Below are 24,215 nucleotides of genomic sequence, written 5' to 3' on the forward strand. Positions count from 1 at the left end.
CTTTGCGGCTTCACGCAGACAAACCCTCATCAGGATTTTGCCACGACCCTCCTGGGGCTAGAGACAGCGCCGCTCGCAGGTATTTTAAGCGGGCGGCGTTGGGCTGTCAGGCAGGCCTCACCCGATCGGGCACCGGGGCCAGCCTACGGACGCGCGCCCTTACTCGGCCGCCTGGCGCACGTGGCGCGCGGTCGGGGTGCGCATCGTCACCAGCTCTTCGGACGCGGTCGGATGCAGCGCGATGGTGGCGTCGAAGTCGGCTTTGGTCGCCTTCATCTTCACGGCGATCGCAACGGCCTGGGTGATCTCGGCGGCGGCATCGCCGACGATGTGGCAGCCGAGCACGCGGTCGCTCGCGCCGTCGACCACGAGCTTCATCAGCACGCGGGTGTCGCGGCCGGACATCGTCGCCTTGATCGGGCGGAAATCGGCCTTGTAGATGTCGACATGGGCAAACTGCGCCCGCGCCTCTTGCTCCGTGAGGCCGACGGTGCCGACCTCGGGCTGCGAGAACACCGCGGTCGGGATCGTCGCATGGTCAACCTGCACGGGACGCTTGCCGAACACGGTGTCGGCGAAGGCATGGCCTTCGCGGATCGCGACCGGGGTCAGATTGGTGCGGTGGGTGACGTCGCCGACCGCATAGATGTTGTCGACCGAGGTCTTCGACCAGCCGTCGACCTGGATGCCGCCATTGGCGGGATTGATGGCGACGCCCGCGGTCTCGAGTCCGAGATTGGCGACATTGGGATGCCGGCCGATCGCGAACATCACCTGGTCGGCGGCAATGCTCGAGCCGCTGGACAGATGCGCGGTGAAATCACGGCCGTGCTTGTCGACCTTGGTCACCGTGCAGCCGGTGATGATGGTGATGCCGCGCTTTTCCATCTCGGCCCGGACATGCTTGCGCACGTCCTCGTCGAAGCCGCGCAGGATGTTATCGCCGCGGTAAATCACGGACACGTCGGAGCCGAAGCCCGCGAAGATGCCGGCGAATTCCAGCGCGATGTAGCCGCCGCCCTGGATCACGATCCGCTTCGGCAGCTCCTTCAGATGAAACGCCTCGTTGGAGGAGATCACGTGCTCGATGCCGGGAACGGCCGGCCCGTGATTGGGCGCGCCGCCGGTCGCGATCAGGATGTACTTCGCCGTCACCTTCTCGCCGGTGGCGAGGCGGAGCGTGTGGGCATCCTCCAGCACCGCGCGGGTCTTGACAATCTTGGCGCCCGACTTCTCGACATTGGTGGTGTAGGCGCCCTCGAGCCGGGCGATCTCCTTGTCCTTGTTGGCGACGAGGGTAGCCCAGTCGAACGAGACCTGGCCGATGCTCCAGCCGAAGCCGGCCGCATCCTCGATCTCCTGGTGGACGTGGCTGCCGATCACGAACAGCTTCTTCGGCACGCAGCCGCGGATCACGCAGGTGCCGCCCATCCGGTACTCTTCGGCGACCATGACCTTCGCGCCGTAATTGGCGGCGATGCGGGCGGCACGGACGCCGCCCGAACCACCACCGATGACAAACAGGTCGACGTCAAACTCGGCCATGGGTACCTCTCTCTTCGACCTCGCCCCGCAAGCGGGGCGAGGTCACGCGGAGCGCATCAGTGCGCTCGAAAACGCATTGGATATCCTCAGATATCTTTGCCGCGCTTCTTCATCTCGGCCTTGAACTGGCCGTTGACGATCACGCCGAACTGCTGCGCCCATTGCTGCATATATTGCAGCGAGCCGTTGATTGCAGTGGGCTCCGCGGTCAAAAGCTTCTGGCCGAGCGGCGTCTTGTAGAACGTCACGAGGTCCTTGAGCTCCTGCTCGGTGAACTCGGCGGCGTAGATCTGCGCCATGCCGTCGCCGATCTCCTTCTCGCTGCCCGCGAACTGCTTGGCGACGATCACCGCGACCTCGTCGAGATCCTTCTGGTAGTTCAGGTACTGCTGCAGCAGGCCGGTCTTGGTCTTCTCGATGATTCCCGGAACGGCGCCGGAATACATCACGGCCACGTTCTTCATCGTCAGGATTTCCTTGGCGGCCGCAATCGCCGCGGGGGTCGACTGCTTGACCTTCGGCATGGGGGGCAATTGCTGCTGCGCCATGGCCGGCGCCGCCGCGAGCGCCAGTCCAGCCGCCAGGGCCGCTGCCGACAAAAGTCCCGAAAAACGCTTCATTCCAAGTCTCCTTGCTTGCGGCGCTATCGCCGTTCAACAACCCGAATTCCCTGCGCGCCGGCCAGAACGGCGACGCTGCCAAGCCCGATGAACAGGCCATGTTCGACCACGCCCGGAATGACGCTGAGCAAACCCGCAAGACGCGGCGGGTCGCCGATCCGGCCGAGATGCGCATCGACGATCCAGTGGCCGCCATCGGTGACAAAAACGTGACCGTCCTTGCCCTTGCGGATGATCATTTGGCCGGACACGCCGGCCTCGGCGAACGCCCGCGCCATCGCCGCCTGCGTCGCGGCGAGCCCGAACGGGATCACCTCGACCGGCAGCGGAAAGCGGCCGAGCACGTCGACCCATTTGCTGTCATCGGCGATCACGATCATGCGATCACTGGCGGCCGCAACGATCTTCTCGCGCAGCAGCGCGCCGCCGCCGCCCTTGATCAGATTGAGCGCAGGGTCGATCTCGTCGGCGCCGTCGATGGTGAGGTCGAGATGGTCGATCTCGTCCAGCGTGGTCAGCGGCACGCCGCAGCGGATCGCGTCGTCCCGGGTCGCCTCCGAGGTCGGCACGCCGATCACCTTCATGCCTGATCGGACCTTGTCGCCGAGCAGCTCGACGAAGTGCTTGGCGGTCGATCCGGTGCCGAGCCCGAGCTTCATGCCGTCGCGCACCTCTTCGAGCGCGCGCGCCGCCGCCTGGCGTTTCAGTGCATCCATGTCCACGGCCGATAGCCCCTCGGTTGTCCGTTACGGGCACGCCATCGGGCGGCCCGGCGGGCGCATATCTAGCCTCGATTCACGGACAGGAATAGCGCCATCCGTGCCCGTCTTTAGGCCGAAACGGCGTCCATCGCCGCCAAAATCGCCGCAAAACGGTCCTCGGCCTCGGCTCGCATCCCGGGGTGGGTGAAAATGTAGAACTGGTCGTCGCGGATCGCAGCCAGCACCTGGGCCGCAACCAAGGACGGGTCGAGACCGGCCTCCAGGCGGCGCGCGATCTCCGCGATGAGCGCGGCTGCAGGGCTGCCCGGAGCGTGCTGGCGCGGCGGGCCGTACCGCTCGGGGCGGTTGCGCCTGCTCTCGCCGATCCGGGTCCGCACAAAGCTCGGACAGAGCACGCTGACGCCGATCCCGAGCGGCTTGAGCTGCTGACTTAGCCCCTCCGATATCGCGACGACGGCGAACTTGGTTGCCGCATAGGGACTGAGACCGAGCCCGGCATTCATGCCGGCCATCGACGCCGTGTTGACGATATGGCCGCCCTCGCCGTGCGCGCGGATGTGCGGCAGGAAGCTCCGGATGCCATGCACCACGCCCATCAAATTGACGTCGATCACCCAGCGCCAGTCGTCGACGGAGATCCGGTCGATGCCGCCGCCACCCGCGACGCCGGCATTGTTGCAGACGACATGGACCTTGCCGAAAGCGAGGAACGAGGCCTGCGCCGCGCCGTCGACGCTGCCGGGGTCCGCGACGTCGCAAACCACGCCACGGACATCTGCGCCGCGGGCGCGCAGCGCATCGACGGCCTTGTCCAGCGCGCCGGTTTCGATGTCGGCGAGCATCACCTTCATGCCTTCGCGCGCGAACGCGGCTGCCATGGCCAGTCCGATTCCGCTGGCCGCACCGGTGACAAAAGCGGCTTTTCCCGCAAGTTCCCGCATCCGAGCCTCCCTTTTTTGCGCGACACTAGCATCTTCTCTTGCATCGTGCGGCGCTGCCCGATAGCGAGAGACAGATGTCCGCGTCCTCTCCCCCCATCATTGTGTTCGATCTCGACGGCACGCTGGTCGACACTGCGCCTGACCTGATCAGCGCGCTGAACCATGTGCTCGACCGCGAGGGTCTGCAGCCGGTGCCGCTGTCCGCGGCGCGCAACATGATCGGCGCCGGCGCGCGCAAGCTGCTCGAGCGCGGGCTCGAGGTGGACGGACGCGTGGTCAGCCTCGCTGACCTCGATCGTCTGACCAAGGATTTCGTCGACTTCTACGCCGAGCACATTGCCGACGGCTCACGTCCGTTCGACGGGCTCGAGGCCGCGCTCGACCGGCTCGCATCGAAGGGCCACCGCTTTGCGGTCTGCACCAACAAGCTGGAGTGGCTGTCGAAGCTGTTGCTCGACCGGCTAGGTTTGGCCCCGCGCTTTGCCGCGATCTGCGGCCAGGACACGTTCGGCGTCGCCAAGCCGGATCCGGCGTTCCTGCGCGAGACGGTGGCCCGCGCCGGCGGGAAGCTGCCCGGCGCCATCATGGTCGGCGATGCGGGCCCCGATATCGGGGTCGCCCGGCGCGCCAACGTCCCGGTGATCGGGGTCGATTTCGGCTATACCGACGTCCCGATGACCGAGCTGAAGCCGGACCGGCTGATCAGCCATATGCGCGATCTGCCGGACGCCATCGCCAGCCTCATCGCGGCATAAGTTTTTCGCAACATATTGATATTACTTGGTAATATTTTGCCATGCGAATTTGCCATTAACCATCCTTTAACGAACAGACCTCCCCCTGTTGCGCCTCTGTTCCGACGCTCCTATGGTCGGTGCGGGGATTGTGGCTGATTGCCGCATTAGAGTGTGGATCATGCGTCGTATCATCGTGATTGCGGCCGCCGGGCTGAACCTGGCCGGCTGCTCCTCCTTCTCATTGGATTCGTTCAAGTCAGCGCCGCCGCCAATGCCGGTGCAGCTGGATTCGAACCCGCAGGGCGCCGACGCCGTGACGTCGATCGGACCGGGCTGCAAGACGCCCTGCTCCGTGTCGATCCCGGCACCGGAGAGCAACTTCACCGTCACCTTCAACATGCCCAAGTTCCAGCCGGCGACGGTGCCGGTGACCGTGACCCGCACGCCGGGCGACTTCACCAGCCCAGCCACCACCACGCTCGATCCGAGCCCGGTGTTCGCCGAGTTGCAGCCCGCCGGTCCGCCGCCGCGCGCCCACAAGCCGCGGCCGAAGCGGAAGAAGCCGAAGCCGGCTGCTGCCGAGGCGGCGCCTGCCGGCGCGCCGGATGCTGCGTTCCCCGCCCCGGCTGCCGCGCCGCCGCCGGCCGCGGCGCCAGCGCCGACGCGCTAGAAACTGCGCGCTTTGCACTGCACAAGAACCCGGCCCAAAGCCGGATTTTTGGTTTTGGTCGAGACACATCGGCGATTGCGATCATGCATCGCGCGATATGGCTCACCTATCGCTTTGCGATTGACGTTGCATGTTGCTGATCATCGCATGCATCATCCCTTGGGACGCATTGTGACAGCCTGCCAACATGCATAGATTATGCGTGCCGCAGCCGATCGCGACGCGGCGTGCAAGGGAACTGGTTGCAGTACTTTGGTTGAAGGCCCGGGCTGAATGAACGTCTCAACGCAAGCGCATTCCGACACGCTGTTTCGTCCGATGACCGATCCGTTCGGCCGGACCATTCGTTACCTGCGCGTCTCCGTCACCGACCGCTGCGACCTGCGCTGCTTCTATTGCATGTCGGAGGACATGACCTTCCTGCCGAAGGCCGATCTGCTGACGCTGGAGGAGCTCGACCGTCTCTGCTCGGCCTTCGTCGCCAAGGGCGTGCGCAAGATCCGCCTCACCGGCGGCGAGCCGCTGGTCCGCCGCAATGTGATGGGCCTGGTGCGTTCGCTCTCGCGCCACCTTTCGACCGGCGCGCTCGACGAGTTGACGCTGACCACCAACGGCTCGCAGCTCGCACGCTTCGCGCAGGAGCTGGCCGATTGCGGCGTGCGCCGCGTCAACGTCTCGCTCGACACGCTCGACCCCGTAAAATTCCGGACCATTACCCGCTGGGGCGACATCGACAAGGTGCTGTCGGGCATCGAGGCGGCCCGATCCGCGGGACTCGCGGTCAAGATCAACGCGGTCGCGCTGAAGAACATGAACGAGGACGAGATTCCCGCGCTGATGGAATGGGCGCACGGCAAGGGCATGGGCCTGACCTTGATCGAGGTGATGCCGATGGGCGACATCGGCGAGGGCCGCATCGATCAGTATGTGCCGCTGTCGCTGCTGCGCGCGCGGCTCGAAAAGCACTACACGCTGACCGACCTCGCCGACGACACCGGCGGCCCTGCCCGCTACGTCCGGGTCGCCGAGACCGGCGGCAAGCTCGGCTTCATCACGCCGATGACCCACAATTTCTGCGAATCCTGCAACCGGGTGCGGATCACCTGCACCGGCACGCTGCACACCTGCCTCGGCCATGAGGACGCGTCCGACCTGCGCCGGCCGCTGCGCAGCTCGCCGGACAACGATCTGCTGTCGACGGCGATCGATCGGGCCATCGGGCTGAAGCCGAAGGGGCACGATTTCATCATCGACCGCCGCCACAACCGGCCGAGCGTCAGCCGCCACATGAGCGTGACCGGCGGCTAGTCTATCGCCCCCTCCCGACGCCTGCGTCGTCCGCTGATTACCAAGGCGGGACAACGGTTTGCCGTGGCGTCAATTTGCCCATTTTCCGATTGACGGCGTTCCACGGCGCTGATTTGGTGCCCCGGCTTTCACGCTTGCCAGGCCGGACAGGCCGCTGCCCCGTCGGTCGCTGCCGACGATCCGGCAGCCAAGAGCAGCTAACAACGGCGGAAGCGGATTTCGGGGGAGGACGATCGCTTGCAACTGCTCCTGAAAGTGAGCCGTGGCTCCGTGCGCATGCGCGCGGCGGCCAGATGATGCTTGAGAAGATATTCGGTGCGCAGATCGCGCGACCGCGGAGATCGTGATGCGCCCTATGTTGGCACTAAGTCAGGCCATCGACCGCCTCAATGAGAAGATCGGCTACGTCTGCAATCTGCTCGTGCTGATCGCCTGCCTGGTCAGCGCCGGCAATGCCATGATCCGCTACGCGTTCAGCTACTCCTCGAACGGCTGGCTCGAGGCGCAGTGGTACATGTTCGCGATCCTCGTGATGTTCGGCGCCTCCTACACCTTCAAGCGCAACGAGCATGTGCGCGTCGAGATCCTCTATCTGATGCTGTCCGAGCGCGGCCAGCTCTGGCTCGACATGATCGGCACATTGTTCTTCCTGATCCCGGCCTGCCTGCTGCTCGCCTATCTGTCCTGGCCGTTCTTCTACCAGGCCTATGCGGTCGGCGAGATGAGCGGCAATGCCGGCGGCCTCTTACGCTGGCCGATCAAGTTCGTTATCCCGTCCGGCTTCGTGATGCTTGCGTTGCAAGGCGTCTCAGAGGTGATCAAGCGGATCGCCGCGCTGCAGGGCTATGTGACCATCGACGCGAAGTATGAGAGGCCGACGCAATGATCACGCTGGAGATGATGCCGCCGCTGATGTTCGGCGGCCTGATCATTGCAATGCTGATCGGCTATCCGGTGGCGTTCACGCTCGCCGCGGTCGGCCTGTCGTTCGGGTTCCTCTCGATCTATCTCGGCTTCTTCGACCTCAACTTCCTGCAGGCGATCCCGGGCCGCATCTTCGGCAGCGTGCTGTCCAACGAGCTCTTGCTCGCGATCCCGTTCTTCACCTTCATGGGCGCGATATTGGAGAGATGCGGGCTCGCCGAGGACATGCTGGATTCGATGGGCCAGTTGTTCGGCCCGATCCGCGGCGGCCTCGGCTATTCCGTGATCATCGTCGGCTTCATCCTCGGCGCCATCACCGGCACGGTGGCGGCGCAGGTGATCGCCATGGCGCTGATCTCGATGCCGGTGATGATCCGCTACGGCTACAACATCCGCTACATCACGGGCGTGCTCGCCGCCTCCGGCACCATCACGCAACTTGTTCCTCCCTCTCTCGTCCTGATCGTGCTCGCCGACCAGCTCGGCAAGTCGGTCGGCGACATGTATCTCGGCGCCTGGGGCCCGTCGGTGTTCCAGATCCTGCTGTTCGCCGGCTACACCTTCCTGCTCGGCATCTTCAAACCGAGCCACGTGCCCGCGGTGCCGATCGAGGCCCGCACGCTGACCGGCTGGGCGCTGTGGAAGAAGTGCCTGCTCGGCATCATCCCCTCCGCGGTGCTGATCTTCGTGGTGCTCGGCACCATGATGATGGGCCTTGCGACCCCGACCGAAGCCGGCGCCATGGGCGCGGTCGGCGCCATCGTGCTCGCCGCCATCCACCACAAGGATTTCAGCGCGGCCGGCCGCAAGATGCTGATCATCGGCGTGATCGCCGGCGGCATCGGCACCATCGTCGCGATGCTCTACAGCGAGAACCTGATCTTCAGGCTCGCCTTCGCGATCACCTATCTCGCGGTGGTCTGGATCTGCCTCGAGGCCGTGAAGATCCCGGACCTGCGCGACCTGATCAAGCAGGGCTATGAGACCACCATGCGCATCACCTGCATGGTCACCTTCATCCTGATCGGATCGACCTGCTTCTCGGTGGTGTTCCTCGGCGTGTCCGGCGGCACCTGGCTGGAGCACCATTTGACCTCGCTGCCCGGCGGCGTCTGGGGCTTCCTGATCTTCATCAACCTGTTCATCTTCTTCCTGGCGTTCTTCCTCGACTTCTTCGAGATCGCCTTCATCATCCTGCCGATGATCGCGCCGATCGCGCAGAAGGTGCTGGCGCCCGTGGTCGGCCCCGATGCCGCGCTGATCTGGTTCGGCGTGATGCTCTGCGTCAACATGCAGACCTCGTTCCTGCATCCGCCGTTCGGCTTCGCGCTGTTCTATCTGCGCGGCGTGGCGCCGAAGGAAGTGAAGAGCTCCGACATCTATTGGGGCGCGATGCCCTGGATCGGCCTGCAGGCGATCATGGTGGCGCTGGTGATCGCGTTCCCGGTGGTCGTCACCGGCCTGCTCGACAAGCCGCTCGACGTCGACCTCAACAAGGTCAAGATCGAGGTGCCGCAGATCGAGCTGCCGCCGCTCGATTTCGGCCAACCGAAGCAATAGCAGGCATTCGGCCTCATTCAGGCATGTCTCGCGGGAGCGGGGCATGCTGCGGCTGTTGACTGCGGCCAAGCAGCCTGTGAATAGACGAGGCACGGATCGTCCTCGAACTCACAGATCGCCGCCCATGCCCCAATCGCGCCCCATCCGCTCGTTCGTTCGCCCGCTCGTCGCGTCCCTTGGCCTGGCCTTTGCCGCGACCGTCGCGAACGCGGCGCCGGCGGCCGACGTTCGCGCGCTGGCGCAACAGGAGCAGCAGCCGCTGCTCGACACCCTGCGCGACCTCGTGCAGATCGAATCCGGCAGCAAGGACATCGACGGCCTCAACCAGATCGCCGCGCGCATCGCCGGCCAGCTCAAGCAGCTCGGCGGCGCAGTTGACATTCTGCAAACCACCGACATCTATCGCCTCGATGACACGCCGGAGAAGATCGGCCCGGCCGTTCAGGCCGTCTTCAAGGGCACCGGCAGCGCGAAGATCATCCTGATCGCGCATATGGACACGGTTTATCTCAAGGGCATGCTGAAGGACCAGCCGTTCCGCATCGACGGCGACAAGGCCTATGGGCTCGGCATCGCCGACGACAAGCAGGGCATCGCTACCATCATCCACACCGTGGCGCTGCTGCAGAAACTCAACTTCAAGGATTACGGCACGCTCACGGTGCTCATCAATGGCGACGAGGAGATCTCGTCGCCCGGCTGGCGCTCAACCATCACCCGCCTCGCCGCGGAGCAGGACACCGTGTTCTCGTTCGAAGGCAGCGACGCCAACGGCACGCTCCGCCTCGCCACCAGCGGCATCGGCTCGGCCTATCTCACGGTGCATGGCAAGTCGTCGCATGCGGGGGCAAGGCCCGAGGGCGGCGTGAACGCGCTCTACGAGCTGTCGCACCAGGTGCTGCAGATGAAGGACCTGTCGAAGCCCGAGCAGGGCCTGAAGCTGAATTGGACAGTTTCCAAGTCCGGCACCAACCGCAACGTGATCCCCGCCGAAGCCACGGCGCAGGCCGATGCGCGTGCGCTCAAGGTCGCGGATTTCGACGAGCTCGAGAAGGCGCTGCAGGACAAGATCAAGAACCGCCTGCTGCCCGACTCCAAGGTGGACGTGAAGTTCGAGGTCCGCCGTCCGCCGCTCGAGGCCAACGACGCCTCGCGCAGCGTGGCCGGCCACGGCAAGGCGATCTATCAGGAACTGGGCCTGTCGATGAACGTCGCCGAAAGAGCCACGGGCGGCGGCACCGACGCAGCCTTCGCCGCCCTCAAGACCAAGGGGGCCGTGGTCGAAGGCATGGGCCTCTCGGGCTTCGGCGCGCATTCCAACGATGCCGAATACGTGCAGATCAACAGCATCGTGCCGCGCCTTTATTTGACCACCCGCATGATCATGGACCCGTCCGACGGCAAGGTGAAGTAAGCCGGCCGGGCCGCAGCACGACGGGCGTCACGGACCGGGCCTCTCAGGCGGTCGCCGGCTCCGCCTTGGCAAGGCGGAAGCTCAGCGTGAACTGGGCACCGCCGGACGGCAGGTTCTCGACCTTGATCGTCGCGTCATGATCGTCGACGACGCCGCGGACGATCGAGAGCCCGAGCCCTGCACCATCGGTGCGGTGGCGCTGACGATCACCGCGCCAGAAGCGCTGGAACACCAGGCCCTGCTCGGCGGGCGCGATGCCGGGCCCGCAGTCCCGCACCTGCACCGAACCGTCCTCATGCACCTCGACATCGACCGAGGTCGCGTCGGCGGTGTACTTGATGGCGTTCTCCGCTAGGTTGAAGATCGCGCGCTGCAGCATCTCGGCATTGCCCTTGACCCGCACCGGACCGTCGGTGCCGCGCAGGGCGATATCCTTCTGCTGCGCCAGGGCGTACGGCGCGATCGAGCCGACCACTTCGGCGCACACGGCGCGCAGGTCCGCGGTCTCGCCGGGGTCCAGCACCAGCGTATCGAGCTCGGCGATCTCGAGCAGCTGGCTGACGATACGGCTCATGCTCTCGATGTCGGCATGCAGCTCCTTGGTCCCCTTGCTGATATCCAGCGTCTCGATCCGGGTCCTCAGGATCGCGAGCGGCGTGCGCAGCTGATGCGCGGCATCGGCCGTGAACTGGCGCTGCACGTGAAATCCATCCTCCAGGCGGTCGAAGGCCTGGTTGACGGCGGTCACCAGCGGCAGGATCTCGCTCGGAATCCCGTCCGTCGGAAGGCGGATGTCGGTCCTGGCCGGCCCGATGCTCCTCGCCTCCTCCGAGGCCCGCAACAGCGGAATCACGGCGCGGCGGAAGATCAGGATATCGGTCGCAAGCAGGATCAGGAGGATCGGGATGGTGATCCAGCCGACCCGCCGGAAGAAATTGGAGACGATGTCGTCGATGATGACGTCGCGATGCGACAGGTCCTCGGCGACCTGGATGCGCAGCGTCTCGCCGCCGACGAGCTGGGTGACGCTGGCGCCGGAAATCCGGTCCACCGAAACCGGCAGCCGCGGCGCCGTGCGATGCGACGAGAACAGCAGATTGTCGTCCGCATCGTAGATGTCGTAGCGGTAGCGGCCATAGGCGTCGGAATAGAGCCCTCTCAGGCTGTCCGGCAGGTTGAGCACGACCTTGCCGGCGGAATCGACCGAGAGGTTCTGTCCGAGATCGGCGGCCTGATCGCGCATCGCTTCGCGATGCAGCTGGTTGATTTCCGAGTTCAAGAGCCACAGCAGCAGCAGCGGCAGGAAGATCGCGGCGACCGCGACCGCCACGATGTGCAGAAACACGATCCGCGAGGTCAGCGACGTGAAGCGGAACACCACCCCTATTTCTCCTCCGCCATCAGATAGCCGACGCCGCGGATGGTGTGGATCACGATCTTGGCGTCGTGCTCGCTGAGCAGCTTGCGCAGCCGCGACACGTAAACCTCGACGGCATTCGAGGCGACCTCGCCCGACAGACCGAAGATATGATCCTCGACGTTCTTCTTCGGCACCACCCGTCCCTGCCGCCGCAGCAGGATCTCGAGCACCGACGTCTCACGCGCCGAGAACACGTGCGGCGCGCCGTCGACGAACACCTGCTTGCTCTCGGTGTCGTAGACGAGATTGGCGAGCTTCAGCGACGAGCCGAGCAGCTGACCGGGCCGGCGCAGGATGGCTTCGAGCCGCGCCACCAGCTCTTCCAATGCGAACGGTTTCGCCAGATAGTCGTCCGCGCCGCTGCGCAGGCCGTTGACCCGGTCCTGCAACCCGTTGCGCGCGGTCAGCACCAGGACCGGCAGCGGGTCGCTCTTGCGGCGCAGCTCCGACAGCACCGACAGGCCATCGCCGTCGGGCAGACCGAGATCGAGGATCATGGCAGCATAGCTGACGCTGCGCAGCGCATCGCGCGCCTCGGCGACGCTGTTAACGATATCGGACTCGTATCCCGCCGCCATTAGCCCGCTGGCAAGCAGTCGCGAGAGTTCGACGTTATCCTCGACGATCAGAAGGCGCATCGCGGCATTCCTGTCTTCATTCGACCGGCCTTCTGTTTGCACACCTTGTTGCGATGCGCCAGCCAAGCGACAGATCCGCTGCAGATAGCGCGCTGGGCAAGCCCGATGTGCAAACGACACGCAGTTAAGTATAGCGCTTGAATTGCCGCTGACGGCGCTGTGTTTTGGCTACGCGGGGCCGCTCCTGTCATCATGCAAAATAGATAAACCCGCACCCGCCGCAATCAAAATTCGCCGATCCCGCCCGCCGCCGAAAAGGGCAAATGTAAGGCTGGCGTCAGCTAGCCCTGATAACTGTTCATCCGCTCTCACCGGGAGATCGACGACGGCCCACCATGCGGCAGGACCTCGTCTCCTGCACGGGCTTTCATGCAGTATTGGCTAGGCGGGCGATGTCATTTCGGATGAAGTTTGTGGGCTTTGCGGCGATGCCGGTGCTGGCGGCGCTTCTCGCCGGCGCGTGGCTCACGACGCGAGCCGATGGTGTCGTGAGCGCCAAGGCCGTGCAGGAGACCGCGCCGCAGGATGTCAATGTCGAGCAGCAATACGTTGCGTTGAACGACAAGCAGGCGGCCTCCATGAAGGTCATGGCCGCGGAGCAGCGTTCGTTCCGGACACTGAAGAACGCGGTCGGCTCGATCGACTTCAACCAGAACATGCTGGTGCAGGCGTTTACGTCAAATCCCGGCAGGATCGTCGACACGCCGCTCAACGTCGGTGACGAGGTGGCGAAGGGCGACAGGCTGTTCACCATCGACAGCCCCGATCTGTTGCAGGCCGAATCGTCGCTGCTCGCCTCGGCCGGCGTGCTCGAACTGCAGACCAGGACGCTGGCGCGGGTCAGGCAGCTGCTGAAGACCGGCGGCGGCGCGCAGAAGGACGTCGACCAGGCGACCTCGGACCAGCAGACCGCCGAGGGCAACTACAAGGCCGGCCGCGACGCGGTGCGTATCTTCGGCAAGACCGATGCCGAGATCGATCGCATCGTCGCTGACCGCAAGGTCGATTCCATCCTGGTGGTGCCGAGCCCGATCTCCGGCCGGATCATTGCCCGCAACGCCGCGCCGGGTCTCTTCGTGCAGCCCGGCAATGCGCCGGCGCCCTATTCGCTGGCCGACATCTCGACGATGTGGATGGTCGCCAATGTGATCGAGACCGATGCCCCCTCCTACCGGATCGGCCAGCCGGTCGAGGTGCGGGTGCCGGCCTATCCGAACGAGGTGTTTCGCGGCCGCGTGACGACGCTTGGCCTCAACATCGATCCGAACTCGCACCGCCAACTGGTGCGTTCGGTGATCGATGATCCCCAGCACAAGCTGCGCGCGGGCATGCTGGCGAGCTTCACCATCGAAACCGAGCCGCCGAAACTGTCGGTGAGCGTTCCGCTTGATGCCATCGTGCGTGAGGGCGACGGCACGATGACGGTGTGGGTCACGACCGACGGCCGCAAGTTCGACCGCCGCTCGGTGACGATCGGCATGGAGCAGGACGGCTGGCGGCAAATCCTCAGCGGCCTCACAGCCGGCGAGAAGGTCGCTTCCACTGGCGCGATCTTCCTCAGCAACAAGTTCGCCAACGCGGCCACCGGCTAGCCCGTGCCAGCCGCGCCCAGGTCCGCTCAAGAGTAGTGCAGCACCTTGATCAAGAGCCTCCTTCAATTCGGTCTGACCCGAAGCGCCGTCATCGTGCTCGGCCTTGCGGTGTTCTGCGCCGCCGGATTCGCCGCGTTCGCCAAGCTGAACATCGAGGCCTATCCGAACCCGGCGCCCGTCATCCTCGAGATCACGGCGCAGGCCGCCGGCCTCTCCGCCGAAGAGATGGAGAAGTACTACACGATCCCGATGGAGGTCGGGCTGTACTCGACGCCGGACGTGGTCAACATCCGCTCGACCTCGTTCTACGGCCTGTCGTTCGTCCGCGTCACCTTCAAATACGGCGTCGATTATTATTTCGCGCTCTCGCAGGCCACCAACAACCTCACGCAGAACGTCCAGCTTCCCGGCAATCAGATCCCGCAGATCCAGCAATCGAGCCTGGTCGGCGAGATCTACCGCTACCAGCTGGTTGGCCCGCCGAATTTCGGCCTGACCAATCTCAGGACGCTGCAGGACTACGTCGTCGCCCGCCGACTGATGACGATACCGGGTGTCGTGCAGATCAACTCCTGGGGCGGCACCACCAAGCAGTTCAACGTCGACGCCGATCTTGCAAAGCTCGAGGCCTATAACATCACCGTGCCGCAGCTGATCAGCGCGCTCGGCAATTCCAACGTCAATGTCGGCGGCCGCGAGATCGCGATCGGCCAGCAATCCGTCAACATCCGCGGCATCGGCCTGATCAATTCCGGCGGCAAAGACGATGTCACCAAGGGCTACAAGGTCCGGGACATCGAGAACGTCGTCCTGACGCAATCCAGCGGACTGCCGATCCAGATCAAGGACGTCGCCAAGGTTTCGGTCGGCTATGTGCCGCGGCTCGGCATCGCAGGAAAGGACAAGAGCGACGACGTCGCCGCGGCGATCGTCGTGATGGGCCGCACCCAGCATACCAACGACATCGTGCCGAAGGTCGAGGAGGAAGTCGCCAAGATCAACAGCGACGGCACCCTGCCGCCCGGCGTCAAGGTGGTCCCGTATTACGACCGCACCTCGCTGGTCAGCGTCACGACCCACACCGTGCTGCACAACCTGATGTTCGGCTGCCTGCTGGTGTTCGTGATCCAGTGGGTGTTCCTGGGCGACCTGCGCAGCGCGCTGATCGTCAGTGCCAATATCCCGTTCGCGCTGTTCTTCGCGATCATCATCCTGGTGCTGCAGGGCGAGGACGCCAACCTGCTGTCGCTCGGCGCGGTCGACTTCGGCATCATCGTCGATTCCGCCGTCATCATGATGGAGAACATCTTCCGCAACTTCCAGTCCAGCCCGGAGAACCGGCTGCGCGTGCTGCAGAACCTCGCCGAGGGCTATTGGGGAGGCGATCCGACCACACGCAACGGCCAACCCGCGCCGGGCTGGACCGAGCGGCTGCGCATGATCTTCGTCAGCGCATTGCAGGTCGACAAGGCAGTGTTCTTCACCGCGGCCATCACGGTGACCGCGTTCGTACCGCTGTTCACCATGCAAGGCGTCGAAGGCCAGATTTTCGGACCGATGGCGCGAACCTATGGCTACGCGCTCGCCGGCGCGCTGCTGGCAACCTTCACGGTGACGCCGATACTGGCATCGCTGCTGCTGCCACGGCATATCCAGGAAACCGAAACCATCATCGTGCGCTCGCTGCGCAAGGCCTACACGCCGGTGCTGCGCTGGTCGCTGACGCATCTGCGGGTCGCGGTCGCGGCCGGCATCATTTTCCTCGGGCTCAGCGGCCTTGCGGCGAGCCAGCTCGGCAGCGAATTCCTGCCTGCGCTCGAGGAAGGCAATTTCTGGATCCGCGCCTCGATGCCGCCGACCATGTCGCTCAACGCCGGCACCGAACCGACCCGCAAGATGCGCGAGATCCTGCTGCGTCACCCCGAGATCGTCACGGTGGTGTCCCAGCATGGCCGCCCCGATAATGGCAGCGACGCCTCGCCATTCTCGAACGTCGAGCTGTTCGCGCCGATCAAGCCGTTCGACCAATGGCCGCCCGGCCTGACCAAGGAGAAGCTCACCGAGGAATTGCAGAAGGAGTTCGACGAGGAACTGCCGGGCGTCACCTTCAACTTCTCGCAGTACATCCAGGACAACGTCGAAGAGGCGCTGTCGGGCGTCAAGGGCGCGAACTCGGTCAAGATCATCGGTCCGAACCTTGCCGTGCTCGAACAGCTCGCGAGCAAGGTCGCGCGGGAGATGGCCAAGATCCGCGGCGTTGCCGACCTCGGCATCTTCCATCTGGTCGGGCAACCCAACCTCAACATCAAGGTCAACCGGGAGAAGACCGCGCGCTACGGCCTCAATACAGGCGACGTCACGACCGTGGTTCAGGCTGCGCTCGGCGGCACCAGCGCGACGACGGTGCTCGAGGGCGACCGGCAGTTCGGCGTGGTGGTGCGGCTCGATCCCAAGTTCCGCCAGAGCATCGACGAGGTGCGCGAGATCAAGGTCGCCTACCAGACGCCATCCGGTACCAACGCCTACATCCCCCTGAGCGAGCTCGCCGACATCTCGCTCGATACCGGCGCCTCGTTCATCTATCGCGAGCGCAGCCAGCGCTATATCCCGATCAAGTTCAGCGTGCGCGGCCGCGATCTCGGCAGCACGGTTGCGGAGGCGCAGACGCGCGTCGCCGAGACCGTGCAGCTTCCGGCCGGTTACCGGATGATCTGGTCCGGCGAATTCGACAATCTCGAAGCCGCCAAGGCGCGCCTGATGATCGTCGTACCGGTGACGCTGCTGCTGATCTTCGTGTTGCTCTACAGCCTGTTCAACTCGCTGCGCGACAGCCTGCTGGCGCTGGCCGGCATTCCCTTCGCGGTCGGCGGCGGCCTGATCGCGCTGTTCCTCGCCGGGCTCGATTTCTCGATCTCGGCCGCGATCGGCTTCATTTCGCTGTTCGGCGTCGCGGTCATGGACGGCATCCTCAACATCACCTATTTCCGCGAATTGCGGGCCTCGGGCATGAGCATCGCAGAGGCGGTCTTCAACGGCGCCGAGCAACGCATGCGGCCGATGCTGATGACCGCGCTGTCCGCGGGCGTGGGCCTGTTCCCGGCGGCGCTGTCGCACGGCATCGGCAGCCAGGTTCAGCGGCCGCTCGCCACCGTGGTGGTCGGCGGCATGTTCATCGGACCGCTGCTGCTCCTGATCGTGGCGCCTGCCCTGCGCAAGATCTTCCTGTCGCGCGAGCCAGTCGCCTCTCCCGACCAGGCGACCGCCGCCGCGCCGCCCGAAGCGGCCCATGAAGGGGGCGCCTGATGTCCGAGATCTTCGCAAGGGTTGTTGCCACGCTCGCGCTGTGCGGAACGCGCGCCCCGCGTCCGACGCTTGGCGCCGCTACCGCCGCCCTGTTACTGACAAGCTGCGCCGTCGGCCCGAATTTCGTCGCGCCGCCAGCCCCGGACGTGGATCGCTACACGCCGGAGAAGCTGGCTTCTCCCAGCGCGAATGCCGGGGGCCCCAGCGTGCCGAAGCAGCATTTCGTCAGCGGCGAGGACGTGTCGCTGCGATGGTGGACGGCATTCCGGTCGAAGCCGCTCGACGAGTTGATCAAAATGTCGGTCGAGCACAACCCGTCCCTGCAGGCGGCTGAAGCGTCGATCAGGATCGCGCAATACAACGCGCTGGCCCAGCGCGGGCTGTTCTTCCCGCAGATCGGTGCGAACTACACGCCGTCGCAGCAGCAGATTTCCGGCGCCTCGAGCTCGGGCCCGGGCGGCCAGTCCCCTTCGGTATTCTCGCTGCATACCGCGCAATTAAACGTCAGTTTCGTGCCTGACATCTGGGGCCAGAATGTTCGCGCGGTCGAGAGTCTCGACGCGATCTCCGAGCAGCAATTGTTCCAGCTGGAAGCGGCCTACCTGACGCTGACGGCCAACGTCGTCACCGCGGCGATCCAGGAAGCGTCACTTCGGGGCCAGATTGGCGCGATCCAGCGCGTCGTGAAGATCGAACGCGGCATCCTGGAAATCGTGAAGAACCAGTTCAACGCAGGCAGCGCCGCTCAGGTCGACGTGCTGGCGCAGGAGGCCGCGCTGGCCCAGTCCGAGCAGTTGCTCCCGCCGCTGGAAAAGCAGCTCGCGGTTCAGCGCGATCTGCTGACCTCGCTGGCCGGGCAATTCTCGGCTGACGAGATCCTGCAAAAGTTTACGCTCGACCGCCTGGCGCTCCCCGCAAACCTGCCGGTGAGCCTGCCGAGCAAGATGATACGCCAGCGTCCGGACGTCAGGGCCGCGGAGGCGCTGCTGCACTCGGCGAACGCCCAACTCGGCGTGTCGATCGCGGCGCGGCTGCCCAACGTCACGATTTCAGGCAACGCCGGGGCCGCGGCCTTCAGCCTTGCCCAGTTGTTCACGCCGGGAACCAGCTTCTACGTCATTGCGGCGAGTGCGACCCAGCCGCTGTTCGATGGCCTGACGCTCTACCACAAGCAGAAGGCCGCGGAGGCCGCGGTCGACCAGGCGGACGCGCTGTATCGGCAGGCCGTCGTCACGGCGATGCAGAACGTCGCCGACGCCCTGCGCAGCCTGCAGGCCGACGCGCGCGCCCTGCAGGCTGCGGTCAAGGCCGAACTCGCCGCCAAGGCCAGCCTCGACATCATTCAGAAGCAGCTTGCCCTCGGGCAAGTCAGCCAGGTGGTCGTACTCAATGCCCAGCAGGTCTATCTGACCGCTGCGGTCGTCCACGTCCAGGCGCAGGCGACGCGCCTTTCGGACAGCGCCGCCCTGTTCATGGCGCTCGGCGGCGGATGGCCGACCAACTGCGCATGCGACGACTGGCGCAAATGCGTCCTGGAGGACGCGCCCGCCCCGGCCCCGCAGCGGGTCAGCGAAAATGGGCCTCCTGCCCGCTGACCAATGCGGCGCACGAGACACGAACTGGAGGATCCGGCGAATGAAAAACATGCTGACTTTGGCGGCAATCCTGCTCGCGATCTGGGCGGGATCCGCGGCCGCGCAGAGCGCGGTCGGCGGCCCGAAAAAGCCAAGCAATCTCGGTGGGCCGACCGTCCAGAAGAACCCGGTGGTTCCGGCTCCGCAGGCGAGCGCGCCAACGCCCCCACCATCGCCGCCAAAGCCGTTGCCGAAGAAGTAGCGGCGCAATTGAATCGGCTCCCGGGATTCACGCTGATCGGCTCGATGAGACAAACATGAAAAACGCACCGCTCGTGCCGATGACAACCACTCGGTACCCTGTCCAGCCGACGCGGCTGGACAGTATTCCGTGGCGGAAATCGTCGCCGAGACGGGGTGACACCTACCGCTTGAGGTGCGTCTCGGTCGACGGGCTCGGTTACTGACGGCTGCGCCGGCTTCGGCCGCCAATGCGCTGCGCGAGCAGCGAAGGCGTCTACCAGACGACGACCGCGCAGAGCAGCGCCAGCGGAAGCGCGGCGCCCCCGATGACGACCCACCTGCGCATCTCAGCCGGATCTCTCGAATACGTGAATATCTGAGCGGCGACGAACAGGCAGACTGCGGCGCCCAGGAGGGTGCGAACCAAATCGGACGGCGTCTCGTAGGCTGACCAGATGGTTTCGTTTTGCGGGCTTGCGACTCGTGCAGTGATGACCACCACAACGATCAGAAACAGCGTCCGAAGGAAAAGACCGAGGAAACGCATATGGCGCCCTGATTCATGCTCCTCCACAACGCTAGCATGAATCGGGCCAAAAAGCATTCATCCAGCCATTCGCCCAGCGCGCGCCGGCTCCAAACAAAAATCCCGGAGCGTTGCCCCGGGATTTCTACCTGCGTTGAAGGTGCGCGGCGTCAGACCTGAGAGTGGCGCGCCATGAAATTGTCATATCCGACTTCGGCGACCTGGAACCACTGATAGCCGTTGTTGGAGAACGACGTCAGCGAGTCATAGACCTTCTTGAAATTGGCATTGCTTGCCGCGACCTCGGCGTGCAACTCCTTGGCGGCCTTGAAGGAGGCCTCCATCACAGTGGCCGGGAACGGGCGCAGCTTGGTGCCGACCGCGAGCAGCTTCTTCAGTGCGAGCGGGTTGGCCTGGTCGTAGCGCGCCATCATCCAGTTGTTGGCGAGATGGCCGGCCTGCTCCAGCACGAACTGATAGTGCTTCGGCAGCGCATTCCATTTGTCGAGGTTGATCAGCGCCACCAGCATCGGACCGCCTTCCCACCAGCCGGGGAAGTAATAGTTCGGCGCGACCTTGTAGAAGCCGAGCTTCTCGTCGTCGTAGGGACCGACCCACTCGGCCGCATCGATGGTGCCCTTTTCCAGCGCCGGATAGATGTCGCCGCCGGCGAGTTGCTGCGGCACCGCGCCGAGCTTCTGCATCACCCTTCCGGCAAAGCCGCCGATGCGGAATTTGAGGCCCTTGAGATCGTCGACGCTGTTGATCTCCTTGCGGAACCAACCGCCCATCTGGCAACCGGTGTTGCCGGCAAGCAGCGAGGTGACGTTGTAGCTCTTGTAGAACTCGTTGAGCAGCTCCTTGCCGCCGCCCAGCATGAACCAGGCCTGGTTGAGGCGCATGTTGGGCCCGAACGGCACCGAGGAGCCGAAGGTGAAGGTCGGATCCTTGCCGAAATAGTAATAGGGCGCGGTGTGGCCCATCTCGACCGTGCCGTTCTGCACGGCGTCGAGCACCTGCAGGCCCGGCACGATCTCGCCGGCGGCAAAGGTCTGGATCTGGAACTTGTTGTCGGTGGCCTCACCGACCGCCTTCGCCATCAGCTCGGCGCCGCCGTGCAGCGTGTCGAGCGACTTCGGCCAGCTCGTGGTCAGGCGCCACTTGAGCTCCGGCATCGACTGCGCGATCGCGGGAGCTGCGACCGTTGCCGCGCCGGCGACGCCGAGGCCCGTGACCTTGATGAAATCTCTTCGCTTCATTTTTGAATCCGCCCTGTGTGATTGTGTTGTTCGAGCGTCGACTGCTTGCGATCGTCGCGCTGCTTTTCTTTGCCGTCATGACCGGTGATCGATCACGCGCCGCCTTCGTGCCGAGGCTTCGGCGCGAGCATGGAACATCCCCCCGGCGAATGCCAGACGCAAAAAACCCGGCCCCCTTGCGGGGGCCGGGCTACTTAAGTCGAAGCTTTTTGGCGCGTTCTCTTCTCGCGAACGCTCGAAGCGCTCTTAGCCGCGGGTGCGCGAGCGGATCATGAAGCTGTCGAAGGTGTACTCGGCGACCTGCCACCACAGATACTGGTCGGAGCGGTATGCCTGCATGGCGTCGATGGACTTCTTGAAGTCGGCGTTCTTGGCCGAGATTTCACCCCACAGCTCGTTGGTTGCCTTGAGGCAGGCCTCGAGCACTTCGTTGGTGAACGGACGCAGCTGCGTGCCGCTGGCAACCAGCCGCTTCAGCGCCGAGGGGTTCTGCATGTCGTAGCGCGCAGCCATCCAGCTGTTGGCGTTGGCGGTCGCGTTGGTCAGGATCGCCTGGTAGTTCTTCGGCAGCGCGTTCCACTTCTCGAGGTTGCAATAGGCGTGCACGGTCGGGCCGCCTTCCCAGAAGCCCGGGTAGTAGTAGTACTTGGCGACCTTCTGGAAGCCGAGCTTCTCGTCGTCATAGGGACCGACCCACTCGGCGGCGTCGATGGTGCCTTTTTCCAGCGCCGGATAGATGTCGCCGCCGGCGAGCTGCTGCGGCACCACGCCGACCTTCTGCAGCACCTGGCCGGCAATGCCGCCGATGCGGAATTTGAGGCCGGAGAGATCGGCGACCGTCTTGATCTCCTTCCGGAACCAGCCGCCCATCTGGGTGCCGGTGTTGCCGCAGGGGAAGCCGATCACGCCGAACTTCTTGAAGAACTCGTTGCCGAGCGCCTCACCGCCGCCTTGGTACCACCAGGAGTTCTGCATGCGGGCGTTGAGGCCGAACGGCACCGACGCGTAGATCGCAAAGGTCGGGTCCTTGCCGACATAGTAGTAGGACACGGTGTGGCACATCTCGACCGTGCCGTTCGACGTCGCGTCCAGCGCCTGCAGGCCGGGGACGATTTCACCCGCCGCGAACACCTGGATCTGGAACTTGTTGTCGGTCATTTCGGCGACGTACTTCGCCACCTGGTCGGCGCCGCCATAGATGGTGTCCAGCGACTTCGGGAAGCTCGAGGTCAGGCGCCACTTGATTTCAGGCGAGGACTGCGCGATCGCCGGCGCGGCAACCGCCGTCGCGGCAGCACCGGCCGCAGAAACTTTCAAAAAATCACGACGCTTCATCGTAAGGCTTCTCCTTGAGGGACGTTTCCCGGTGACCGCAAGCAATTCTCCGGCAGGACGGTTGCAAAGGCCTGCCGAGGCGCTCTGGGTCGGCCCTTTAACACGGAAGGCGGCCTCACGGAAACGCGACAATGGCATGACCGCGCCAATTAAACGAAAGTCTGATGATGCGGAAGATCTGCCGAAAAATACAGGCTCAGGCGGTGGCGACGACACCTTGCCGCGGCTCGCGGACCTTGCCGCCGATCGCGCGGTAAATCGCCGCGTACGGGCCCTCCGGCGGCTTTTCAACCGCCGGGTTACAACGGCGATCAGCGCCGCGTCGCCTCCCGCGATTTCTTGGCTTTATCGGCCAAATGCCGCCCGCGCCGGATCCAGCTTTGCGCGGTTGTTTTGCTGACGCCATACATCTTCGAGATCGTCGCCGCAGCTTCGCCGATCGACTCGGACTTCTTCGCAACGTTGAACGCCACCCGGGAGGCCTCTTCGCGCTTCTCCCGCGTCAGATGCTTGCGTTCTTTGTCTGCCTCGCGTGATGCTGCCATGTCGATGGTCGCCCCACGACCGTTCCCGCGGTTTCGGCTTCATCCCTTGGCCGCCTTCGATTGATCGAAGGGCATGATTCGGCCAGTCCTGCACAAACATACAGGGCGGAACCGATTCAGCAATCGCCGGCGAGCGACGGGCCTGTGAAGAAAGCCCGCCGGAGCGCCTCGGCTCGCAGAGACGACTACGCGGGCTCAGGCGGCGGCGATCACGCCTTGCAGCTGCTCACGGACCTTGCTGCCGATCGCACGGTAAATCGCCGCATGCGGGCCGTCCGGCTCGCTCTCGACCACCGGATTGCCGGAGTCGGAGGCGGTGCGGATCGCGATGTGCAGGGGGACCTCGCCGAGGAACGGCACCCCGAGCTTCTCGGCCTCGTGGCGAGCGCCGCCATGGCCAAAGATGTCCGAGCGCGTGCCGCAATGCGGGCACTGGAAATAGCTCATGTTCTCGACGATGCCGAGCACCGGCACATTGACCTTCTTGAACATCGCAAGCCCGCGCCGGGCATCGATCAGCGAGAGGTCCTGCGGCGTCGAGATGATGACGGCGCCCTTGAGCGGGACGTTCTGCGCCAGTGTGAGCTGCGCGTCGCCGGTGCCCGGCGGCATGTCGACGACCAGCACGTCGAGCGTGCCCCAGGCTACGTCGCGCAGCATCTGGGTGATCGCGGACATCACCATCGGCCCGCGCCAGATCATCGCGGTGTCCTCCTCGACCAGGAAGCCGATCGACATGATCGACAGGCCGAAGCGCACCAGCGGGACCATCTTCTTGTCGTCGTCGAGCTGCGGCTTCTCGCGAATGCCGGTCAGCCGCGGCACCGACGGGCCGTAGATATCGGCATCGAGCAATCCGACGCGCAGACCGAGGTCACGCAGGCCGAGCGCGAGGTTGAGCGCCGTGGTCGACTTGCCGACCCCGCCCTTGCCGGAGGCCACCGCGATGACAGCGGCGATGCCCGGTATCTCGGCCTGGCGCGCCATCGGCGATTGCGCGCCGGGCGGATGCGGATGGCGGTGCGCGGAGGCGGGCTGGACGCCGCCCGCCGGCCGCGGCGCGGGCGCCGCCGCGCTGCCCGCCTTACGCTCCGCGGTCAGCGCGATCATCGCGACGCTGACGCCCGGAATGGCGCGTACGGCGTTCTCGGCCTGCACACGCACGCTCTCCCACGCACGTGCTTCCGCGGCATCGACGTTGATCGAGAAGAACACCTTGCCGTCGGTGACCGTGATCGCCGACAGCACGTTGGCGTTGGTCAAGGGGACGCCGCGCGGCGACATCACCTTGGCAAGGCAATCGAGAACCTGTTGCTGCGTCACGCTCACCGCGCATCTC

General features: G+C 64.9%; 21 protein-coding genes. 10 read left to right on the plus strand and 11 right to left on the minus strand.

Going from position 1 to position 24,215, the window contains the following annotated elements; translation table 11 throughout:
* Nucleotides 1-159: 159 nt before the first annotated feature.
* From gor to FBZ93_RS03735, 4 genes are all read right to left on the minus strand, one after another.
* Entirely contained in the window at nucleotides 160-1,545 is a 1,386-nt protein-coding gene (gene gor, locus FBZ93_RS03720) for a glutathione-disulfide reductase (RefSeq protein WP_146984594.1), read from the minus strand.
* Nucleotides 1,546-1,631: 86 nt separating this feature from the next.
* A complete protein-coding gene (locus tag FBZ93_RS03725) occupies nucleotides 1,632-2,165 on the minus strand; it encodes a DUF2059 domain-containing protein (RefSeq protein ID WP_146984595.1) in 534 nt (177 codons plus the stop codon).
* Nucleotides 2,166-2,188: 23 nt separating this feature from the next.
* On the minus strand, nucleotides 2,189-2,887 hold the full coding sequence (gene rpiA, locus FBZ93_RS03730) for a ribose-5-phosphate isomerase RpiA (protein ID WP_146984596.1): 699 nt from the start codon (nucleotides 2,885-2,887) through the stop codon (nucleotides 2,189-2,191).
* Nucleotides 2,888-2,994: 107 nt separating this feature from the next.
* Nucleotides 2,995-3,828, minus strand: a complete 834-nt coding sequence (locus FBZ93_RS03735) for an SDR family NAD(P)-dependent oxidoreductase (protein WP_146984597.1) — start codon at nucleotides 3,826-3,828, stop codon at nucleotides 2,995-2,997.
* Between the two features lie 74 nt (nucleotides 3,829-3,902).
* Between FBZ93_RS03735 and FBZ93_RS03740 the strand changes: the two genes are divergently transcribed.
* The 6 genes from FBZ93_RS03740 to FBZ93_RS03765 all read left to right on the plus strand — a co-directional run bounded on the left by FBZ93_RS03740 (nucleotide 3,903) and on the right by FBZ93_RS03765 (nucleotide 10,441).
* On the plus strand, nucleotides 3,903-4,583 hold the full coding sequence (locus tag FBZ93_RS03740; protein ID WP_146984598.1) for an HAD hydrolase-like protein: 681 nt from the start codon (nucleotides 3,903-3,905) through the stop codon (nucleotides 4,581-4,583).
* Between the two features lie 160 nt (nucleotides 4,584-4,743).
* The gene (locus FBZ93_RS03745) at nucleotides 4,744-5,235 is read left to right on the plus strand and encodes a hypothetical protein (protein ID WP_146984599.1); all 492 of its coding nucleotides are present in this window, start codon (nucleotides 4,744-4,746) and stop codon (nucleotides 5,233-5,235) included.
* 273 nt (nucleotides 5,236-5,508) lie between these two features.
* On the plus strand, nucleotides 5,509-6,543 hold the full coding sequence (gene moaA / locus FBZ93_RS03750) for a GTP 3',8-cyclase MoaA (protein WP_146984600.1): 1,035 nt from the start codon (nucleotides 5,509-5,511) through the stop codon (nucleotides 6,541-6,543).
* 346 nt (nucleotides 6,544-6,889) lie between these two features.
* Nucleotides 6,890-7,429, plus strand: a complete 540-nt coding sequence (locus tag FBZ93_RS03755) for a TRAP transporter small permease subunit (RefSeq protein ID WP_050421808.1) — start codon at nucleotides 6,890-6,892, stop codon at nucleotides 7,427-7,429.
* Complete coding sequence (locus tag FBZ93_RS03760; RefSeq protein WP_146984601.1) at nucleotides 7,426-9,027, plus strand: TRAP transporter large permease; 1,602 nt, start codon at nucleotides 7,426-7,428, stop codon at nucleotides 9,025-9,027. The genes FBZ93_RS03755 and FBZ93_RS03760 overlap by 4 nt, the downstream gene beginning before the upstream one ends.
* Nucleotides 9,028-9,151: 124 nt before the next feature.
* Complete coding sequence (locus FBZ93_RS03765; RefSeq protein ID WP_146984602.1) at nucleotides 9,152-10,441, plus strand: M20/M25/M40 family metallo-hydrolase; 1,290 nt, start codon at nucleotides 9,152-9,154, stop codon at nucleotides 10,439-10,441.
* A 43-nt stretch (nucleotides 10,442-10,484) separates the two neighbouring features.
* Here FBZ93_RS03765 and FBZ93_RS03770 read toward each other — a convergent pair whose 3' ends face one another.
* Both FBZ93_RS03770 and FBZ93_RS03775 read right to left on the minus strand, forming a co-directional pair.
* Nucleotides 10,485-11,819, minus strand: a complete 1,335-nt coding sequence (locus FBZ93_RS03770; protein ID WP_146984739.1) for a sensor histidine kinase — start codon at nucleotides 11,817-11,819, stop codon at nucleotides 10,485-10,487.
* A gap of 5 nt (nucleotides 11,820-11,824) precedes the next feature.
* Nucleotides 11,825-12,499, minus strand: coding sequence for a response regulator transcription factor (locus tag FBZ93_RS03775; protein WP_050421806.1), 675 nt, complete (start codon nucleotides 12,497-12,499; stop codon nucleotides 11,825-11,827).
* 404 nt (nucleotides 12,500-12,903) lie between these two features.
* Between FBZ93_RS03775 and FBZ93_RS03780 the strand changes: the two genes are divergently transcribed.
* Genes FBZ93_RS03780 through FBZ93_RS03795 form a run of 4 tightly spaced genes read left to right on the plus strand, consistent with a single transcriptional unit; the run spans nucleotide 12,904 to nucleotide 19,230 of the window.
* On the plus strand, nucleotides 12,904-14,091 hold the full coding sequence (locus FBZ93_RS03780) for an efflux RND transporter periplasmic adaptor subunit (RefSeq protein WP_246667345.1): 1,188 nt from the start codon (nucleotides 12,904-12,906) through the stop codon (nucleotides 14,089-14,091).
* A gap of 45 nt (nucleotides 14,092-14,136) precedes the next feature.
* A complete protein-coding gene (locus FBZ93_RS03785; protein WP_146984603.1) occupies nucleotides 14,137-17,394 on the plus strand; it encodes an efflux RND transporter permease subunit in 3,258 nt (1,085 codons plus the stop codon).
* Nucleotides 17,394-18,989 (plus strand): efflux transporter outer membrane subunit, encoded by a 1,596-nt coding sequence (locus FBZ93_RS03790; RefSeq protein WP_146984604.1) that lies wholly within the window; start codon nucleotides 17,394-17,396, stop codon nucleotides 18,987-18,989. Before FBZ93_RS03785 ends, FBZ93_RS03790 begins: the two co-directional genes overlap by 1 nt.
* A gap of 40 nt (nucleotides 18,990-19,029) precedes the next feature.
* A complete protein-coding gene (locus FBZ93_RS03795; RefSeq protein ID WP_050421803.1) occupies nucleotides 19,030-19,230 on the plus strand; it encodes a hypothetical protein in 201 nt (66 codons plus the stop codon).
* A 255-nt stretch (nucleotides 19,231-19,485) separates the two neighbouring features.
* On the opposite strand, the gene FBZ93_RS03800 is transcribed toward FBZ93_RS03795, so the two are convergent.
* From FBZ93_RS03800 to FBZ93_RS03825, 5 genes are all read right to left on the minus strand, one after another.
* On the minus strand, nucleotides 19,486-19,815 hold the full coding sequence (locus FBZ93_RS03800; RefSeq protein ID WP_146984605.1) for a hypothetical protein: 330 nt from the start codon (nucleotides 19,813-19,815) through the stop codon (nucleotides 19,486-19,488).
* A 92-nt stretch (nucleotides 19,816-19,907) separates the two neighbouring features.
* Entirely contained in the window at nucleotides 19,908-20,996 is a 1,089-nt protein-coding gene (locus FBZ93_RS03805; RefSeq protein ID WP_146984606.1) for a TRAP transporter substrate-binding protein, read from the minus strand.
* 246 nt (nucleotides 20,997-21,242) lie between these two features.
* The gene (locus tag FBZ93_RS03810; RefSeq protein ID WP_021082298.1) at nucleotides 21,243-22,331 is read right to left on the minus strand and encodes a TRAP transporter substrate-binding protein; all 1,089 of its coding nucleotides are present in this window, start codon (nucleotides 22,329-22,331) and stop codon (nucleotides 21,243-21,245) included.
* Nucleotides 22,332-22,642: 311 nt separating this feature from the next.
* Nucleotides 22,643-22,876 (minus strand): hypothetical protein, encoded by a 234-nt coding sequence (locus FBZ93_RS03820; protein ID WP_146984608.1) that lies wholly within the window; start codon nucleotides 22,874-22,876, stop codon nucleotides 22,643-22,645.
* A gap of 195 nt (nucleotides 22,877-23,071) precedes the next feature.
* Complete coding sequence (locus FBZ93_RS03825; protein WP_167528897.1) at nucleotides 23,072-24,205, minus strand: Mrp/NBP35 family ATP-binding protein; 1,134 nt, start codon at nucleotides 24,203-24,205, stop codon at nucleotides 23,072-23,074.
* Nucleotides 24,206-24,215: the final 10 nt, after the last annotated feature.

The organism is Bradyrhizobium macuxiense (assembly GCF_007993935.1).
Taxonomy (GTDB): Bacteria; Pseudomonadota; Alphaproteobacteria; order Rhizobiales; family Xanthobacteraceae; genus Bradyrhizobium; species Bradyrhizobium macuxiense_A.